16 protein-coding genes are annotated in these 17,508 nt (G+C 42.2%); 11 read left to right on the forward strand and 5 right to left on the reverse strand.

The features are described from left to right. Positions 1 to 73 precede the first annotated feature (73 nt). The 3 genes from clpP to bolA form a co-directional block, all read right to left on the reverse strand. Complete coding sequence (gene clpP, locus GKR48_RS12350) at positions 74 to 694, reverse strand: ATP-dependent Clp endopeptidase proteolytic subunit ClpP (protein WP_006657219.1); 621 nt, start codon at positions 692 to 694, stop codon at positions 74 to 76. Positions 695 to 1,211: 517 nt separating this feature from the next. Continuing rightward, positions 1,212 to 2,516, reverse strand: coding sequence for a trigger factor (gene tig, locus GKR48_RS12355; protein WP_154628294.1), 1,305 nt, complete (start codon positions 2,514 to 2,516; stop codon positions 1,212 to 1,214). 339 nt (positions 2,517 to 2,855) lie between these two features. Further along, positions 2,856 to 3,194, reverse strand: a complete 339-nt coding sequence (gene bolA, locus GKR48_RS12360; RefSeq protein ID WP_154628295.1) for a transcriptional regulator BolA — start codon at positions 3,192 to 3,194, stop codon at positions 2,856 to 2,858. A 263-nt stretch (positions 3,195 to 3,457) separates the two neighbouring features. On the opposite strand from bolA, the gene GKR48_RS12365 reads away from it, so the two are divergent. The 9 genes from GKR48_RS12365 (at position 3,458) to GKR48_RS12405 (ending at position 13,754) form a co-directional block, all read left to right on the forward strand. Next, a complete protein-coding gene (locus GKR48_RS12365) occupies positions 3,458 to 4,039 on the forward strand; it encodes a YajG family lipoprotein (protein WP_154628296.1) in 582 nt (193 codons plus the stop codon). A 183-nt stretch (positions 4,040 to 4,222) separates the two neighbouring features. Next, a complete protein-coding gene (gene ampG / locus GKR48_RS12370) occupies positions 4,223 to 5,734 on the forward strand; it encodes a muropeptide MFS transporter AmpG (RefSeq protein ID WP_154628297.1) in 1,512 nt (503 codons plus the stop codon). 276 nt (positions 5,735 to 6,010) lie between these two features. Then, positions 6,011 to 6,784 (forward strand): nucleoside-specific channel-forming Tsx family protein, encoded by a 774-nt coding sequence (locus tag GKR48_RS12375; RefSeq protein WP_154628298.1) that lies wholly within the window; start codon positions 6,011 to 6,013, stop codon positions 6,782 to 6,784. 426 nt (positions 6,785 to 7,210) lie between these two features. Further along, a complete protein-coding gene (cyoA, locus tag GKR48_RS12380; protein ID WP_154628299.1) occupies positions 7,211 to 8,203 on the forward strand; it encodes a cytochrome o ubiquinol oxidase subunit II in 993 nt (330 codons plus the stop codon). Positions 8,204 to 8,207: 4 nt separating this feature from the next. Continuing rightward, positions 8,208 to 10,199 (forward strand): cytochrome o ubiquinol oxidase subunit I, encoded by a 1,992-nt coding sequence (gene cyoB / locus GKR48_RS12385; protein WP_154628300.1) that lies wholly within the window; start codon positions 8,208 to 8,210, stop codon positions 10,197 to 10,199. Continuing rightward, the gene (locus tag GKR48_RS12390) at positions 10,189 to 10,803 is read left to right on the forward strand and encodes a cytochrome o ubiquinol oxidase subunit III (RefSeq protein WP_036953890.1); all 615 of its coding nucleotides are present in this window, start codon (positions 10,189 to 10,191) and stop codon (positions 10,801 to 10,803) included. Before cyoB ends, GKR48_RS12390 begins: the two co-directional genes overlap by 11 nt. Then, positions 10,804 to 11,136, forward strand: coding sequence for a cytochrome o ubiquinol oxidase subunit IV (locus tag GKR48_RS12395; RefSeq protein ID WP_006657209.1), 333 nt, complete (start codon positions 10,804 to 10,806; stop codon positions 11,134 to 11,136). 12 nt (positions 11,137 to 11,148) lie between these two features. Further along, on the forward strand, positions 11,149 to 12,036 hold the full coding sequence (cyoE, locus tag GKR48_RS12400; protein WP_036953887.1) for a heme o synthase: 888 nt from the start codon (positions 11,149 to 11,151) through the stop codon (positions 12,034 to 12,036). A 356-nt stretch (positions 12,037 to 12,392) separates the two neighbouring features. Beyond that, positions 12,393 to 13,754 (forward strand): MFS transporter, encoded by a 1,362-nt coding sequence (locus tag GKR48_RS12405; protein WP_154628301.1) that lies wholly within the window; start codon positions 12,393 to 12,395, stop codon positions 13,752 to 13,754. Between the two features lie 76 nt (positions 13,755 to 13,830). Here GKR48_RS12405 and GKR48_RS12410 read toward each other — a convergent pair whose 3' ends face one another. Further along, positions 13,831 to 14,322, reverse strand: a complete 492-nt coding sequence (locus GKR48_RS12410; RefSeq protein WP_036953882.1) for a YajQ family cyclic di-GMP-binding protein — start codon at positions 14,320 to 14,322, stop codon at positions 13,831 to 13,833. Between the two features lie 174 nt (positions 14,323 to 14,496). On the opposite strand from GKR48_RS12410, the gene panE reads away from it, so the two are divergent. Together panE and yajL are read left to right on the forward strand one after the other, a co-directional pair. Beyond that, positions 14,497 to 15,408, forward strand: coding sequence for a 2-dehydropantoate 2-reductase (panE, locus tag GKR48_RS12415; RefSeq protein ID WP_154628302.1), 912 nt, complete (start codon positions 14,497 to 14,499; stop codon positions 15,406 to 15,408). Then, on the forward strand, positions 15,371 to 15,982 hold the full coding sequence (gene yajL / locus GKR48_RS12420; protein WP_154628303.1) for a protein deglycase YajL: 612 nt from the start codon (positions 15,371 to 15,373) through the stop codon (positions 15,980 to 15,982). Before panE ends, yajL begins: the two co-directional genes overlap by 38 nt. 54 nt (positions 15,983 to 16,036) lie before the next feature. On the opposite strand, the gene thiI is transcribed toward yajL, so the two are convergent. Then, on the reverse strand, positions 16,037 to 17,488 hold the full coding sequence (thiI, locus tag GKR48_RS12425) for a tRNA uracil 4-sulfurtransferase ThiI (protein ID WP_154628304.1): 1,452 nt from the start codon (positions 17,486 to 17,488) through the stop codon (positions 16,037 to 16,039). Positions 17,489 to 17,508 lie beyond the last annotated feature (20 nt).

Genomic DNA, 17,508 nt, shown 5'->3' on the forward strand with positions numbered 1-17,508 from the left:
TTCGTAGTAAAACAAGGCAACAAATTTTCAAAAACCTTAGGATATAAACTAATTATATCAAAATATTCGCAAATTAACGGCTGGTATAAATATGATCAACCAGACCATATTCTTTAGCTTCATTTGCTGATAAGAAACGGTCACGCTCTGTGTCGCGACTAATTTCTTCGATGGATTTCCCAGTATGTTGGGCCATCAATTCATTCATGCGCGATTTCACTTTCAAGATTTCTTGAGCGTGAATTTCAATGTCTGTCGCTTGTCCTTGATAGCCACCTAATGGTTGGTGGATCATGACGCGAGAGTTTGGTAAGCAGAAACGTTTACCTTTTGTACCTGCGGTTAATAAAAACGCACCCATTGAGCACGCTTGTCCCATACAGATAGTGCTCACATCAGGTTTAATAAACTGCATAGTGTCGTAGATTGACATCCCTGCAGTGATCACGCCGCCCGGTGAGTTGATATAAAGTTGGATATCTTTTTCTGGGTTTTCTGCTTCAAGAAATAGCATTTGAGCGACAATTAAGTTCGCCATATGATCTTCTACCTGACCGGTTAAGAATATAATACGTTCTTTTAAGAGACGTGAATAAATATCATATGAGCGCTCACCTCGAGAGGTTTGCTCGATAACCATTGGCACAAGTGCCATTTGGGATGCTAACTGCTCCTGACCGCCAAAATGTGACATCGAAATCTCCTATTAAAAACTTTCTGGTGCTTGCGCCTAATTTGCTGTCTGTCCGCCATTTTGGGCAGGGCTCGTGCTACAAACAATATTTCTAAAAAACAATATTTCTAAAAAAACACTCTTTCGAAGTTAGTTGTGTCTGCCTGCTTACGCTCTTCGCTTACTTCATTATTTTAGTTACTTTTTTAAATCTTGGTTAAAAAGTAGCTAAAGAATTAAGCCAGAATACAGTTGAAAACACTGCGGTAGGCAAGACGCTCTGTTAAAGAGTTTAACACAAGTCTATCTAGTTACACGGTTTTATACTGTCGAAAAATGTGTTCCACACTAAAATCCCAACATCATCTAGCGAACGATATCTTGATGACTCTTATTATAATTAGGATTTAAATGTAATTTTCAAGATGATTTGCACAAAGTCTAAATATTACGACGCTAATTGACAAAAAACCCGCAGTGAAACACCACGGGTTTTGCTTTGTACTTCTAAAAAGAAGAGTATTGCTAAAAAGAAAAATTAACCAGCTTGAACTTGGTTCATCAGCTCAGTGAAATTAGTTTCTTTTTCAGTTACTTTAGCCGCTGCCAGAATAGTTTCTACCGCTTGCTCTTCTAACGCTAAGTTACGAACACTGTTCATCAGCTCTTCATTTTTGCTGTAGTATTCGATAACTTCTGATGGATCTTCGTAAGCAGAAGCCATGTCTTCGATCAGTGCTTTAACACGATCTTCGTCAGCTTTCAGCTCGTTAGTGCGGATAACTTCGCCTAACAGCAGGCCAACAATTACGCGACGTTTAGCTTGTTCTTCGAACAGTTCACGTGGTAATTCCATCGCTTGTTTTTCGTTGCCACCAAAACGCTGTGCAGCTTGACGACGCAGAACATCGATTTCACCATCAACAACTGCTGCTGGGACTTCGATTTCGTTAGCGTTAACCAGACCTTCCAGAACTTGCGCTTTAACACGGTTACGAACTGCATTTTTCAGCTCACGTTCCATGTTTTTACGAACTTCTGCACGCAGACCGTCTACTGAACCGTCAGCGATACCGAAACGCTTAACGAATTCTTCAGTAAATTCTGGCAGTTCACGTTGTTCAACTTTCTTCAGAACGATAGCAAACTTAGCCGCTTTACCTTTCAGGTTTTCTGCATGGTAATCTTCTGGGAAGTTAACTTCGATATCGAATTCTTCACCCGCTTTATGACCAACAACGCCTTCTTCGAAGCCTGGGATCATACGACCTTCGCCCATAACCAGTGCGAAGTCTTCAGCTTTACCACCTTCAAACTCTTCACCGTCGATAGAACCTGTGAAGTTAATAGTGATACGTGAATCAGCAGCCGCTGCATCTTCAACTTCTTTCCACTGTGCTTGTTGCTTGCGCAGAGTTTCCAGCATGTCGTTGAGGTCTTCGTCTTTCACGGTTACTACTGGTTTTTCAACTTCGATAGTTTCAAAACCTTTTAATTCGATTTCTGGGTACACTTCGAACTCAACCGCGTAAACGAAGTCTTTACCGTCTTCGAACATTTCTGGCTTGTAGCTTGGCGCACCAGCTGGGTTGATTTTTTGTTCAATGATTGCATTGATAAAGTTACGTTGCATAACATCGCCCAGAACGTCTTGCATTACAGACGCACCGTAACGTTGTTTAACGATATGCATTGGTACTTTCCCTTTACGGAAGCCATCAACACGGACTTTTTTAGCAACGTTAACCAGCTCGCTATTCAGCGCTTTTTCAATATCAGTGGCAGGAACGGTGATTGTTACACGACGCCCAAGGCCTTGAGTCGTTTCAACAGAAACTTGCATCTTCTTACCTCAAAATAAATCTTAGTGATCGGTCTACTCCAGAGTTATGCCATTAAATCATAATGGCAATCTCCCTTCCAGAACCGGGGGCGTTACTTTCATAACGGTCATCCCTGATATCAGAAGCGTCCCGAAACCTTACTGAAAATTAGACGCAGCATTATACCGATGCATGCGCCCTGAGTCGAGAAAAGCCGATAAAAGAAGCGATCATTCCTCTTTATTTGTGACTTTTCTGACTAAAAATTCATTTTTCTCTCTCGAATTGAGGAAAAAACACTCACTTACAGCCACTCAATAAACACACTATTGGTATTCATGTGCCATCAAGACGTTTGATTAGCGATTCACACCACCAACACCACGACAAGCGGGTGATTTTAGCGCTGTACTCGCTAATTCATCCCACTCTTTCGGAGTATAAGTGTGTAAGGCTAAAGCATGGATCCCACCTGCAAGCTCGTCAGCCAAAATAGCATAAATTTCACGGTGACGACCAATCATACGTTTGTTTTCAAATTTATCACTGACTAAAACCACTTTAAAATGGCTCTCTGAACCAGGTAACACATTATGTTGGTGACTTTCATTAATCACCTCCATGTGTTCAGGTTCAAAGGCAGACTGTAGCTTTTCACTCACGCGAGACTGCATAGTTTGTGGCATATTGGCGTCCATCGAGACTCCTAAATTAATTAAAGAATGCTAAAGCTCATTTGAAAAAAAATCACCCAATCACGCTGCTGGCAACTATCTTCTTATTATAGAAATAGCGGATAATAGCATCTACATTGTTGAAACTATGGTCTGGGAATACAAAATGTTTATCGACTGCACATTTATGCGAATTTTTTCTCAAACTGTTGTCTAATAGTGTGAGTTGTTGCACCCCGAACCATAACGGAACATTTTCAATTAGGAAAGATGAACTGGGAAGAATTATGTTAAGAAAACTGTGTTTTCCACTTTTTGCGTTATTTCTATTAGCGGGCTGTACTGCACCGTCTAATACGCTATCCCTCGAACCTAAGATTGCATTACCAGCCAAGAACCCGACACTCAATGCGACTTCAATTAGCGTGAGTAGCGTTGATAACCGTACAAATCGCTCATTGGCTGAAATTAATCGAAACGGTACTTTAGAGGTGCTTAATCCCTCTCGCGATCCGCGTTACCTAATGCAAGAAGCCGTAGAAAAGCAGATGGCTGCTCGTGGTTTCATGGTGACTTCTCCTGCCAATATCAACTTAGTGGTTCAATTAAACAAATTGAGCACACAAGTGAGCGAAGGAAGTTTACGCCATAATATTACGGTTAATTCCAGCGTTGTCGTTAATGCTACCGCGCCAAACGGCTCAACAAAAAGCCGGACTTATAGCCGTAATTACAATACCCAAGGAGCATTAGGCGCAACCAATGAAAAAATTGCTGCAGCGATTAACCTTGCTTTAAGTGATTTAATTTCAGATATGGCGAAAGACCAAGAACTAGCCGATTTTATCAGACAAAATTCACGATATTAATCGCGCATTAAGAATGATTTCATACTAGTATCATTCTGGTTCATCGGAGGTTAGCAAAAAACGGTCTGCTTTCTCCTACTAACCCAAGTTATTTTTTAATACTAATAGCTTGGGTTGTTCTATCTTTCTACTGCGCCATTCTTCGCGCAACGTAATACATCAGCATCAGGCGATGAGGGAATAATGCCACGTTTTACACTGCCCAATAATGTTACCTTAATTTTACTGGGATTCGTCTCAGGGTTGCCCTTGGCATTAACCGCTGGAACATTACAAGCTTGGTTAACCGTTGAAAAAATTGACATTAAAACCATCGGTTTCTTTTCTCTCGTCGGTCAGGCCTACGTTTTAAAGTTTCTATGGTCCCCCATGATGGATCGCTATACGCCTCCATTTTTAGGGCGTCGCAGAGGGTGGTTGTTAACAACGCAAATTTTGCTTGTTATTAGCATTGCAGGCATGAGTTTTATGAACCCGTCGGAACATCTTTGGTGGTTAGCAGCGCTAGCAGTCACTGTAGCCTTCTGTTCCGCATCCCAAGATATTGTCTTTGATGCCTATAAAACAGATTTATTAAGCGCAGAAGAGCGAGGTATTGGTGCAGCAACATCTGTCATGGGCTATCGCATCAGTATGCTGGTTTCTGGGGGATTAGCTCTTTGGCTTGCTGATAAATTCTTAACGTGGCAACAGCTTTACTTAGTCATGGCTGCTCTGATGTTTATTGGGATATTCGCAACACTTTTCGCGAAAGAGCCTCAAGAAAATACCGCCCCACCAACTTCGTTAAAAGATGCTATTTATGAGCCACTTGCCGAGTTTTTTAGCCGAAATAACGCATGGCTGATTTTGTTGCTTCTCATCTTTTATAAGATGGGTGATGCTTTCGTTATGGCGCTAAATACTAACTTTTTACTCAATGCTCTTGGCTTTAGTTTAAGCGAGGTGGGTACAGTAAATAAAACCGTTGGTATGGCGGCGACAATCATCGGAGCCCTATTTGGGGGGTATCTGATGAAAAATATGAGCCTATTTAAAGCATTATTCGTCTTCGGTGTTCTCCAAGGTGGTTCAAATATTGGCTACTGGTTCCTTGCAGTAACACCGCCAAATATTATCAGCATGGGATCCATTATATTCCTCGAAAATATCTTTTCAGGAATGGGAACTGCGGCATTTGTCGCCTTGTTAATGACCTTATGTAATAAGTCTTTATCGGCCACCCAATTTGCCTTGCTTTCAGCATTATCCGCTGTAGGCCGTGTCTATATCGGTCCCGTCGCAAGTATTTTTGTCAGTACCTATGGCTGGCCAATGTTCTACTTAATTTCCATCGGTGTTGCAGTACCGGGAGTTTTATTACTACTCGCTTGCCGAACGTCGTTGTTATACACCCAAGATACAGGAGAGTTTCAGCGCAGAGAATTTTTTCCTCGAGAATATAAAATCGCGGTTTATGCGCTAATGGCAGCAGCATCTATCCTGGCAGTTTGGTTGATTAGTTTACTAATCACATCATTTGCAGGAGTGAAAGTTTACTTGTTTACTTCCCATATATCCCTGTGGTTAGCGCTGCCGACTTATCAGAATCTCATATTTAACATAGGTATAGCCATTGGCGCTATCAGCCTTATTGTAGGTGGAACCCTTGACTTCCTCGCTGTCCGCAAAGCCATAGAACATAAACTATCATAATGTTTTTGAAGAACTTTCATTCTATCTAATTCAAGATTCCCCAATTTGAACTAATTAATTTGGGGAATCTCTCCTTTTTTCGCAAATTAGATCTATCTTGCAAATATCGCTTAAAGATTGATGTAAATGTGATATTGATCACTCATTCTATGAAATGGATTTTTTAATTACAAACTGAAAGCATAATATCTCACATGTTTGAGGATGGTTAGTTGACAAGCTAAAAATTTGCGCAACAACTAATTTTTATTAATACATAAACGAAAATAATGTCTTATGAAAAAAACACTACTCTGTGCTGCTGCTCTAGCATCATTGGCAGGAACCGCGAATGCTGAAAATTTTCTTGGGTATCAGAATGGTTTCGCAGATATCAACGTGAACTATCTCGACTGGTCCCGTCATACAGAAAATAAATCTAAAAATACAACCCATAAGGAAGATTTCGCTTACTTCGAATTAGAAGGCGGCGCTAATTTCAATTGGGGTGAATTATATGGCTTCTTTGATGTTGAAAATCCATTAAATAAACAGCATGAAGATCCAGGCAAAAACCAGCGTTATACGCTGAAAACAACAGCTCGAGTCTATATCGCAGATACTGGATTCAACTTATACGGCCACGTTTATGGCACTTGGTCTTTACCGGGTGACAAACACGGCGGCAACTTCCACGAAGTCAACACACTGTATGGTATTGGTTATAACACCTCGATTGGTGATCTGTGGTTCAAACCTTTCGTGGCTTTGCACTATGTTGACCAAACCTATTATTCCGGTAATAACGGCTATGTAGTTGGTTGGGTTGCTGGTTATAACTTCAAAATGTTCCAAGAAGATTTCATGATCACTAACTGGCATGAAATGGAATTTGCACGTCATGAGCGTTATGGCAACGGTGGGCGTGATGGCGTGAACGGCGCATTAGCTTTCTGGTGGAACGCCACGCCGAATTTAGCTGCGGGTGTTCAATATCGTTATGCTGACAATAAGTTAGGTGATGATTTCTACCAAGATGCAATCATTTATACATTAAAGTATAACTTCTAGTGATTAAGGAAATATTGTTTATTTTTTTAACATATTTCCTTTAGTTTCAAAAATGTAACAATTTTTCTTTATTATTTTGCCGGTAAAGTAGCCAATTTCACTTTATCGGCAATATAATCAGTAATTTCCCTCACTCAAACTCTTAACAATCCAAGCAGTTTCCACATTTTTTTGTCAATTTTGTATATATTTTTCTTTGAAAAATTACCAAGATAATTTAGTATTCATACTGTTTTATCAAAACATACCTATAATTAGCAGCAATTTTAACTTTTTAGAAGCAAAAGCTTTACATGTGATCATATTAACATAAAGAGCTAACATTTCCGTTTCTTTACCTTACAATCATTTACACTCGCACAACCTTACCGTAAAATGCCCGCACTGATGAAACGACAATTAGATTCTTGTCATTTGGGGTCGTGGATGAGACTTATGAACTACAAAAAAAGCATTGGAGCAATCTCACTTGTTGCAGCAGCCTTATTATTAGGCGGTTGTGATATGGTGTTGATGGATCCGAAAGGCGCCGTTGGCGTAAAACAAAAAGAACTGATTCTTATTGCAATTGGTTTGATGCTTCTTGTTGTGATTCCTGTTATTTTCATGGCGATTATCTTCGCTGTAAAATATCGTGAGTCCAATAAGTCAGCTACCTACCGTCCTAACTGGGCTCACTCTAACAAAATTGAGTTAGTCTGCTGGACAGTTCCTATCATTATTATCATTATTCTAGGTGCTATCACTTGGAAAACGACTCATGAGCTGGACCCGTATCAGCCATTAGTTAGTGATCAGGAACCTGTCACCATTCAAGTTATTTCAGCTGACTGGAAATGGATTTTTATCTATCCAGATCAAGGTATTGCTACAGTCAATGAAATCGCATTCCCTACTGGTGTTCCTGTAAACTTCAAAATCACGTCTGATTCTGTGATGAACTCATTCTTCATCCCATCTTTAGGTGGACAGATCTACGCGATGGCGGGTATGCAGACAAAACTTCACTTAATCGCTAACGAACCAGGTACCTATAAAGGCTTCTCAGCAAGCTATAGCGGTCACGGATTCTCAGATATGAAGTTTAATGCTATTGCAACAGCAGATCGCCAAGGCTTCGATGAGTGGGTACAGAAAGTAAAAGCATCACCAAAAACTATGGATACGATGCAGGCATTCGACGAAGTTGCTAAACCTAGCATGAACGTTCCTGTTACCTACTTCTCTAGCGTGAAACCTAAACTTTATGAAGACATCATTATGAAGTTTGGTCATGAGCACCATAAAGGTCACGCTCCTGTAGATACTAATAATGAAGCAAATCATTCTATGCACATGGGCAACACAGCTCAAGCGCAAGAATCTACAGGTCATTCAATGCATATGAGCCATAACGCTCATGCAGGCGCTGAGGAATAAGGGCATGTTTGGAAAATTAACACTGGACGCAGTTCCACTTCATGAACCGATTATCGTTGTTACACTGATTGCCATTGTCCTCGGTGGACTTGGCTTAGTCGGTGCGATCACCTATTTCGGAAAGTGGAAATGGCTGTGGAAAGAGTGGTTAACCTCTGTTGACCACAAAAAAATTGGTATTATGTACATCATCGTTGCGATGGTGATGTTATTCCGTGGATTCGCGGATGCTATCATGATGCGTGGTCAGCAAGTGCTGGCTTCAGCGGGTCAAGAAGGTTTCTTAAATCCTCACCACTATGATCAAATCTTTACAGCGCACGGCGTTATCATGATTTTCTTCATGGCAACTCCATTTGTTGTTGGTTTGATGAACTTAGTTGTTCCTCTGCAAATTGGTGCCCGTGACGTTGCATTCCCATTCCTTAACTCCCTGAGCTTCTGGTTCTTCGTAGTGGGTGTTGTGTTAATCAACATCTCATTAGGGGTAGGTGAATTCGCACAAACTGGTTGGTTAGCATACCCTCCTCTGTCCGGCTTGGAGTACAACCCGGGGGTCGGGGTCGATTATTGGATATGGAGTCTCCAGATATCCGGTATCGGTACGCTATTAACAGGTGTTAACTTCTTCGCGACCATTATCCGTATGCGTGCACCGGGTATGTCGATGATGAAAATGCCAGTATTTAGCTGGGCAGCATTCTGTACCAACATCCTGATTATTGCAGCATTCCCAATTCTGACAGTGACCATCACGTTACTGACATTAGACCGTTATCTGGGCACCCATTTCTTCACTAACGATATGGGCGGCAACATGATGATGTACATCAACCTGATTTGGGCATGGGGTCACCCTGAGGTGTATATCCTTGTTCTGCCAGTGTTCGGTGTGTTCTCAGAAATTGCAGCAACCTTCTCGAAAAAGCGTCTGTTTGGTTATACCTCACTAGTGTGGGCAACCATCGTTATCACCGTTATGTCCTTCATCGTTTGGTTACACCACTTCTTTACGATGGGTTCAGGTGCGAACGTTAACGCCTTCTTTGGTATCGCTACGATGATTATCGCAATCCCTACAGGGGTTAAGATTTTCAACTGGCTGTTCACCATGTACCAAGGTCGTATCGAGTTCAAATCACCAATGTTATGGACTATCGGTTTTATCATCACCTTCTCTGTGGGTGGTATGACTGGTGTTCTGTTAGCGGTTCCAGGCGCAAACTTCGTTCTGCACAACAGCCTATTCCTGATTGCTCACTTCCATAACGTTATTATCGGTGGTGTGGTATTCGGATGCTTCGCTGGTATGACTTACTGGTTCCCGAAAGCTTACGGCTTCACGCTGAATGAGAAATGGGGTGTTCGTGCCTTCTGGTTCTGGATCACTGGTTTCTTCTTAGCATTCATGCCGTTATATATCCTTGGCTTTATGGGTATGACCCGTCGTCTGAGCCAAAATATTGATCCAACCTATCACGGTATGCTGGTTGCAGCTGCGTGTGGTGCTGGTCTGATTGCTCTGGGTATTGCTTGCCAAGTTATCCAAATTATCGTGAGTATCCGTGACCGCCATGAAAACCGTGATTTAACCGGTGACCCATGGGGTGGACGTACTCTGGAGTGGGCAACTTCTTCTCCGGCACCATTCTACAACTTCGCTGTTGAACCACAGATTCAAACTCGCGATGCTTGGTGGGATATGAAAGAGAAAGGTATCGCTCATAAGAAACCTACTTCATATGAAGAAATTCATATGCCGAAAAATACAGGCGCTGGCGTAATCATCGCTGCATTTAGCTTGATTTTTGGTTTCGCAATGATCTGGCACATCTGGTGGCTGGCAATCGTTGGTTTCGGTGGCATGATTGTTACTTGGATTGCAAAAAGCTTCGACGAAGATGTTGATTACTACGTACCTGTGGCTGAAATCGAACAAATCGAGAATAAGCACTTTGAAGAATTACGTAAGGCAGGTGTGAACGATGTCAACTAATACAATGACTAATCATAATGTAGCCCATGCAGAGCATGGGCACCACGATGCGGGTGCAACCAAAGTATTCGGATTCTGGATCTACTTAATGAGTGACCTGATCCTGTTTGCTAGCTTGTTTGCAACTTACGTGGTTTTATCTGATGGCACTGCTGGCGGTCCTGCTGGTAAAGACATCTTTAGTTTGCAGTTCGTATTAGGTGAAACATTCTTACTGTTATTCAGTAGTATCACCTACGGTTTTGCAATGATTGCAATGCACAAAGAGAAAGTCGCTGCCGTTAACTTATGGCTGTTCATTACTTTCTTATTTGGTCTTGGCTTCGTTGTTATGGAAGTTTATGAGTTCCACGAGCTGATCGCTGAAGGCTACGGCCCAGATCGCAGTGGTTTCTTATCTGCTTTCTTCGCATTAGTTGCGACTCACGGTATCCACGTAACTTGTGGTCTGGTTTGGATCATTCTGATGATTATCCAAAACTGTCGTCGTGGTCTGACCGCGGTTAACAAAACCCGTCTGAACTGCCTGAGCCTGTTCTGGCACTTCTTAGATGTTGTTTGGATCTGTGTATTTACCGTTGTTTATCTTCTGGGGGCTATTTAAATGAGTCATGCAAAAGATGCTCATACTGGAGCAAGCCACGGTAGCGTTAAGACATACCTGATTGGCTTTATTCTGTCAGTTATCCTGACTGTAATTCCTTTCTGGATGGTGATGAATGGAACAGCTTCACAAGGCGTTATTCTAGCAACTGTTGTTGGAATGGCTGTTGTGCAAATCCTTGTACACCTTGTTTGTTTCTTACACATGAATACATCATCAGATGAGCGCTGGAACCTGATTGCATTCCTGTTCACTATGCTAATCATCGGTATCGTTGTTATTGGCTCTCTGTGGATTATGTACAACCTGAACATCAATATGATGCTCGACTAAAGAGTTGCCGATATGTTTAAGCAATACCTGCAAGTGACCAAACCAGGAATTATATTCGGAAATCTGATTTCTGTGATCGGCGGTTTTCTGCTGGCCTCTAAAGGGTCAATTGACTACCCGCTGTTTATTGCGACTTTGCTGGGTGTATCATTGGTCGTGGCTTCTGGTTGTGTATTTAACAACTACATCGACCGTGATATTGACCGTATCATGGAAAGAACTAAGAATCGCCCTTTAGTTAAAGGGCTGATTGACCCGAAAGTTAGCCTGATTTACGCTGCTGCATTAGGTATTGCTGGCATGGTGCTGCTACTCGTAGCAGCCAATGCTCTGGCAATGCTCCTTGCACTCATTGGTTTCATTGTGTACGTGGGCGTGTATAGCCTGTACATGAAGCGTAAGTCTGTTTATGGCACGTTGATTGGCAGCCTATCTGGCGCAGCACCACCGGTTATCGGTTACTGCGCTGTCACAAATGAATTTGACGCTGGAGCCTTAATCCTGCTGTTAATCTTCAGCTTGTGGCAGATGCCGCACTCATATGCCATCGCAATTTTCCGCTTTAAGGATTACAAAGCCGCAAACATTCCCGTGTTACCGGTGATCAAGGGTATATCTGTCGCTAAGACTCATATCTTCTTGTATATCCTTGCGTTTATGGTCGCAACATTAATGTTAGCGATTAGCGGATACGCAGGCTATAAATATCTGGTTGTCGGCGCTGCGGTTAGCTTATGGTGGCTTGGTATGGCAATTTCTGGTTTCAAAACCGAAAATGACGACCGAGTTTGGGCGCGTAAGCTGTTCATCTTCTCTATCGTAGCGATTACCTCGTTAAGTGTGATGATGTCAGTTGACCCAACCGTTACAAGCGATACTGTTATAGCGTTAGTCCGATAATTTATTGCATCATTGACAATAAATGTGTTCAAACGGCGGGAAGTGCAAACTTCCCGCCGTTTTTCTTTGTCTGCGAATATTTTTGTGATGATTTTTATGGTTAAATAGCCGCCTGCTATTAATAAACCAATATTGTCATATAGCAAACTAACTTAACTTATTGATTTAAAATTAAATTAAATTAACACCAGCACCGCTACAGCCCGAAATAAAAAGAATAGAAATTGAATACTCAAAATAGTTCGTGTTGTAGCAAGGCGGCAAGTGAAACTAATCTCAGGGAGCATACACCAGTATGTGACCTGAGTTAGTGAGCGCTGCCAACACAGCTACAACCCGAAATATGACGAGTATTTATGAACGATAATAAAATGACAGCTTTAGAACTCCGAGCCACTTGGGGACTAGGATCCGTATTCTCCCTTCGCATGCTCGGCATGTTTATGGTGCTCCCGATCCTCACCAGTTATGGGATGCACTTACAGGGTGCTAACGAGTTTTTGATTGGGTTGGCGATTGGTATTTATGGGCTTAGCCAAGCTATTTTTCAAATTCCTTTTGGTTTGATGTCTGACCGTATTGGTCGTAAACCTCTCATTGTTTTTGGTCTACTCATTTTTATTGCAGGTAGTGTTATTGCCGCACTAAGCGATTCTATTTGGGGCATTATTATTGGTCGAGCTTTACAGGGCGCAGGTGCTATCTCTGCTGCCGTTATGGCTTTGTTATCGGATTTGACCCGCGAACAAAATCGTACAAAAGCAATGGCATTTTTAGGTATTAGCTTTGGTGTAACGTTTGCTATCGCCTTAGTTTTAGGGCCTATTGTGACCCATGCTATTGGTCTAAGCGGCTTATTTTGGGGGATCACCTTATTAGCCGTTGGCGCTATTTTCATCACTCTCTTTGTGGTACCTAATAATACTCACCATGTTGTAAACCGTGAATCTGCTTTTGTTAAAAGCAATTTAACAGCGGTTTTACTTAATCCCCAACTTCTCAAGCTGAATGTCGGAATTTTAAGTCTGCATACTCTGCTAATGTCCAGCTTTGTCGCCCTACCCTTGATCATGACCAATGCCGGTTACTTGGCACAAGATCACTGGAAAGCGTATTTAGTCACCATGTTAGTCGCCTTTGTTTGCGTACTTCCTTTTATTATTTACGCGGAAAAACAGCGCAAAATGAAGCAGGTTTTCCTGTTCTGCATTTTGCTCTTAGCGGCTGCGGAAATTGTTTTATGGCAATCAGGTCACCAGCTTTGGATTATCTTCTTAGGGATCCAACTGTTCTTTATTGCATTTAACGTGATGGAAGCCATTTTGCCGTCCCTGATCAGTAAAGAAGCTCCAGCCGGATACAAAGGAACGGCCATGGGTGTCTACTCCACCAGCCAATTTCTAGGGGTAGCCTTAGGCGGAATTCTGGGAGGCTGGTTGTATAAATTTGAAGGAGCCAGTACCGTATTTATTGGCGGACTACTGCTTTGTATTATCTGGTTTGCTATCAGCTTAACCATGAAACAACCGCCTTACGTCAGCAGTATTCGCATGGTTCTTCCACATCGTTTTAAAAATATCAACAAACTTCAGGAACAGTTAAAAGCCATGAACGGTGTGCTTGATGTGGTTGTGATTGCTGAGGAGATGAGTATTTATATCAAGATTGATAAGAAAGTGGTTAACCGAGCAGAGCTTGAAGCCATTATTCACGCTTAATCATATGTAATCTTATCATTAACAAATAGCCCTCAATATTGCGGGCTATTTTCAATAACTAAAACACGCTTATCAATTAGTCGCGGAAGTTATTAAACTGGAATGGTTGACCTAAGTTACCGCCACGGACTAACGCCATAACAGCTTGTAAATCATCTCGTGCTTTACCTGTTACACGAACTTGTTCACCTTGAATTTGCGCCTGCACTTTCAACTTGCTGTCTTTAATCAGCTTAACAACTTTCTTCGCCATACTCGCTTCAATGCCTTGTTTTAAAGTCACTTCCACGCTGTAAGTTTTACCACTATGTACAATATCTTCAGGGACATTCAGCACTGCGCCATCAATTCCCCGTTTTGCCATTTTCTCTCTTAAAATATCAAGCAGTTGTAAAACTTGGAAATCAGATTCACTGGTCACTTTGATAGACTCATTCTTATCGTTCAGTTCAAAGCTTGCAGTGATGTTTTTAAAATCCCAGCGGCTAGTAAGTTCTCGCTGAGCATTTTCTACCGCATTGCGGACTTCACTCATTTCAACTTCAGATACAATATCAAATGATGGCATTTTAACGCTCTCCTATAATCAATTGGCTTATAATAGCTTATTTGCCCATGACACTCCATGTTGTCAGATTGGCTCACTTGCATAACATAACTAATTATTTGGATATCATATTAAAATCGCTATGATGGCGGTTATTAATCCAAATCAACCGCTCTCAGATAGTAGGGAAAATCGATGAAAATAACCCTGATTGGCTGTGGTGCTATTGGTAAACTTTGGTTAGCTGCCCTCACCTCACAAGGACACGATGTTCAAGGATGGCTACGCGTTGCTCAATCCGATTTATTTGTTGATGTTAACGGACCTGACGATAAAATTTTCCGCGAATTAATTCCTTGCAATAATCATCAGCACCTACACACAAGCGAATTAGTAATTGTCTGTTTGAAAGCATGGCAAGTTTCAGATGCCTTATTGCCCCTGCTGCCCATCATTCCTGAAACTAGTCCTATTCTCTTGCTGCATAACGGATTAGGCACCTTGGAAGAATTAGGCACATTGCGCCATCCATTTTTGAGCGGAGTTACAACTCATGCGGCGTGGCAAGATAACAACCAAGTTTTTCATACTGCTAGCGGCATCACTCACATCGGTGCCGTCAACTCTCAAGCAGAAGCTTATTACCCTATCGCCAACATCCTGCATGAAGCTCTACCGGATGTGGCATGGCATAATCAGGTCCTCAATACCATTTGGCGAAAACTGGTCGTTAATTGCGTGATAAATCCGCTTTCCACGGAACACAATTGTACCAATGGGCAAATCATTCACTATCCTGAACAAATTTCACGGGTCATAGATGAATGCTGCCAAGTAATGGTTGCCGAGGGGTTGCATACTGATAAAGAAGAGATGACCGAACGCGTCTATGACATTATTCATCAAACATCGGAAAATCATTCATCCATGCTGCAAGATGTTCGCCATCATCGCAGAACTGAAATTGATTACATCACTGGCTTCTTAATCAAAAAAGCTCGAGCTCATGGCTTAGCCACCCCTGAGAATGACCGTTTGTACCACTTAATTAAAAATAGAGAACAAAGTTATGACAACCTCCGTGCTGATATGCATCGCCAATGGTAGTGAAGAAATTGAAACCGTCACGACCGCTGATTTACTGGTTCGCGCCGGAATACAGGTGACATTAGCCAGTGTGGCGGAAGACGGAGCGTTAGAGATAACCGCATCTCGAGGTATTAAACTCGTTGCCGACCTTCCCATCATCCGCGTTGCAGACGAACCTTTTGACGCAATCGTGTTACCCGGCGGTCTGGCAGGTGCCGAAGCTTTCCGTGATAGCCCACTGGTGGTTGAGAAAGTCAGGCGTATGCATTTAGATGGAAAAATTGTGGCAGCCATTTGTGCCGCTCCGGCACTTGTTTTGGAATACCACCAGCTATTTCCTCTCGGAAACATGACTGGCTTTCCCGATATTCAGAACAAAACAAGCATGCAAGATAAAATCCCAGCTCATAAATGGGTCGATAAGCGCGTCTATTTTGATGAGCGCGTGAATTTACTGACTAGCCAAGGCCCTGCGACAGCCTTTGACTTTGCACTGAAATTGATTGAATTATTGCAAGGACGAAAAACCGCTGCCAATGTCGCCTCACAGCTCGTTTTACCACCGGGTATTAATGATTATCTGGAAGACTAGAAACAAAAAAGCGAGCTAATCAGCTCGCTTTTTCATTCAACATCACCTGACAACTTACGGGCGATAAACCTTAATATTCTCAAAGCCTTGCTCTTTCAAGTACAACGCTTGCAGACGGCTCATTACGCCACGGTCGCAATACAGCAGGTACGTTTTCTCTTTTGGTAAATCACCAAATTGCGTGCTCAGTTTGTAGAATGGAATATGTTTAATTTCAATTCCTTCAACCTTCAATGGCTTGTCTTCAAACTCATCAATTGAGCGAATATCTAAGATAACTTCATTATCTGCCGAGAGTTGGCTAACCATCTCAACTTCAGGTACTTTCTCAAGACTTTCTTGTGCAATCTGGCGAATATCAATATTTTGCGCCTGCTCAACAACAGACTCTAAAATACCAAAATCGAAATTCTCTTCTTCCGCTTCAATACGAGCTTTCACCGCTTTCACAGTTGGGCTTTTCGAAATCACACCGCAATATTCCGGCATGGTCTTCGCGAAATCTTCCGTACCAATTTGACGAGCTAACTTGATAATGTGCTCTTTATCATGAGAGATCAGCGGACGTAAAACTAACGTGTCGGAAGCATTGTCGATTAAACGCAAGTTCGTCAATGTTTGGCTAGAAACCTGACCGAGCGCTTCACCGGTGACGATAGCTTGGACACCATAACGCTCTGCCACTTTAGAAGCCGCACGTACCATCATACGTTTTAATACGACGCCCATTTGACCGTCATCGACTTTCTCTAGAATCTCAGCCACAACAGGTTCGAAGTTAACCGCAATAAAACGCACTTTATGGGAGCTGCCAAAACGGTTCCATAAATAGTGAGCAATTTGCTTCACACCAATTTCATGGGCAGCACCGCCGAGATTAAAGAAGCAGTAATGCACTCGGCAACCACGGCGCATTAACATATAGCTGGAAACCCCAGAGTCAAAACCACCCGAAATGAGTGACAGTACGTCTTCTTGTGTACCAATTGGGAAGCCGCCAATCCCTTCGATACGCGCTTTCACGAGGATCAAATTGTCATCTTCAATTTCCAGATGTACGGTGGTATCTGGGTCTTTCAGTTTCACTTTCGCGGAGGCGATATGCTGATTCAAGCCGCCGCCGATATAACGCTCTGCATCAATGGATGAAAACTCGTGTTTACCACGGCGCTTCACACGCACACAGAACGTTTTGTTCTCCACAGATGCCCCGTAGGCTTCCAGTGTCATTTCAAAAATATGGTGTAAACTGGTGAAAGGCTTCTCTTCCACTTCTAAGATGTGGTGGATGCCGGGAATACGGCTCAGCATGTCACAAATTTCGTCGTGCTTTGATTCCCCTTTAACACGCACTTCAATGTTATCCCAATTACGGACAACCGAGATCTCTTCGCCAAGACTCTTCAATACATTGCGGATATTACTGGTTAGAATTTTAATAAAACGGAGTCTAACAGTTTGGCTTTTGATAGTGATTTCTGGGAATAACTTAATAATAAACTTCATAGTCGTGGCATGTTCTTGGT

It is taken from the genome of Providencia sp. wls1943 (assembly GCF_009706275.1).
In the GTDB taxonomy this organism is placed as follows: Bacteria; Pseudomonadota; Gammaproteobacteria; order Enterobacterales; family Enterobacteriaceae; genus Providencia; species Providencia zhijiangensis.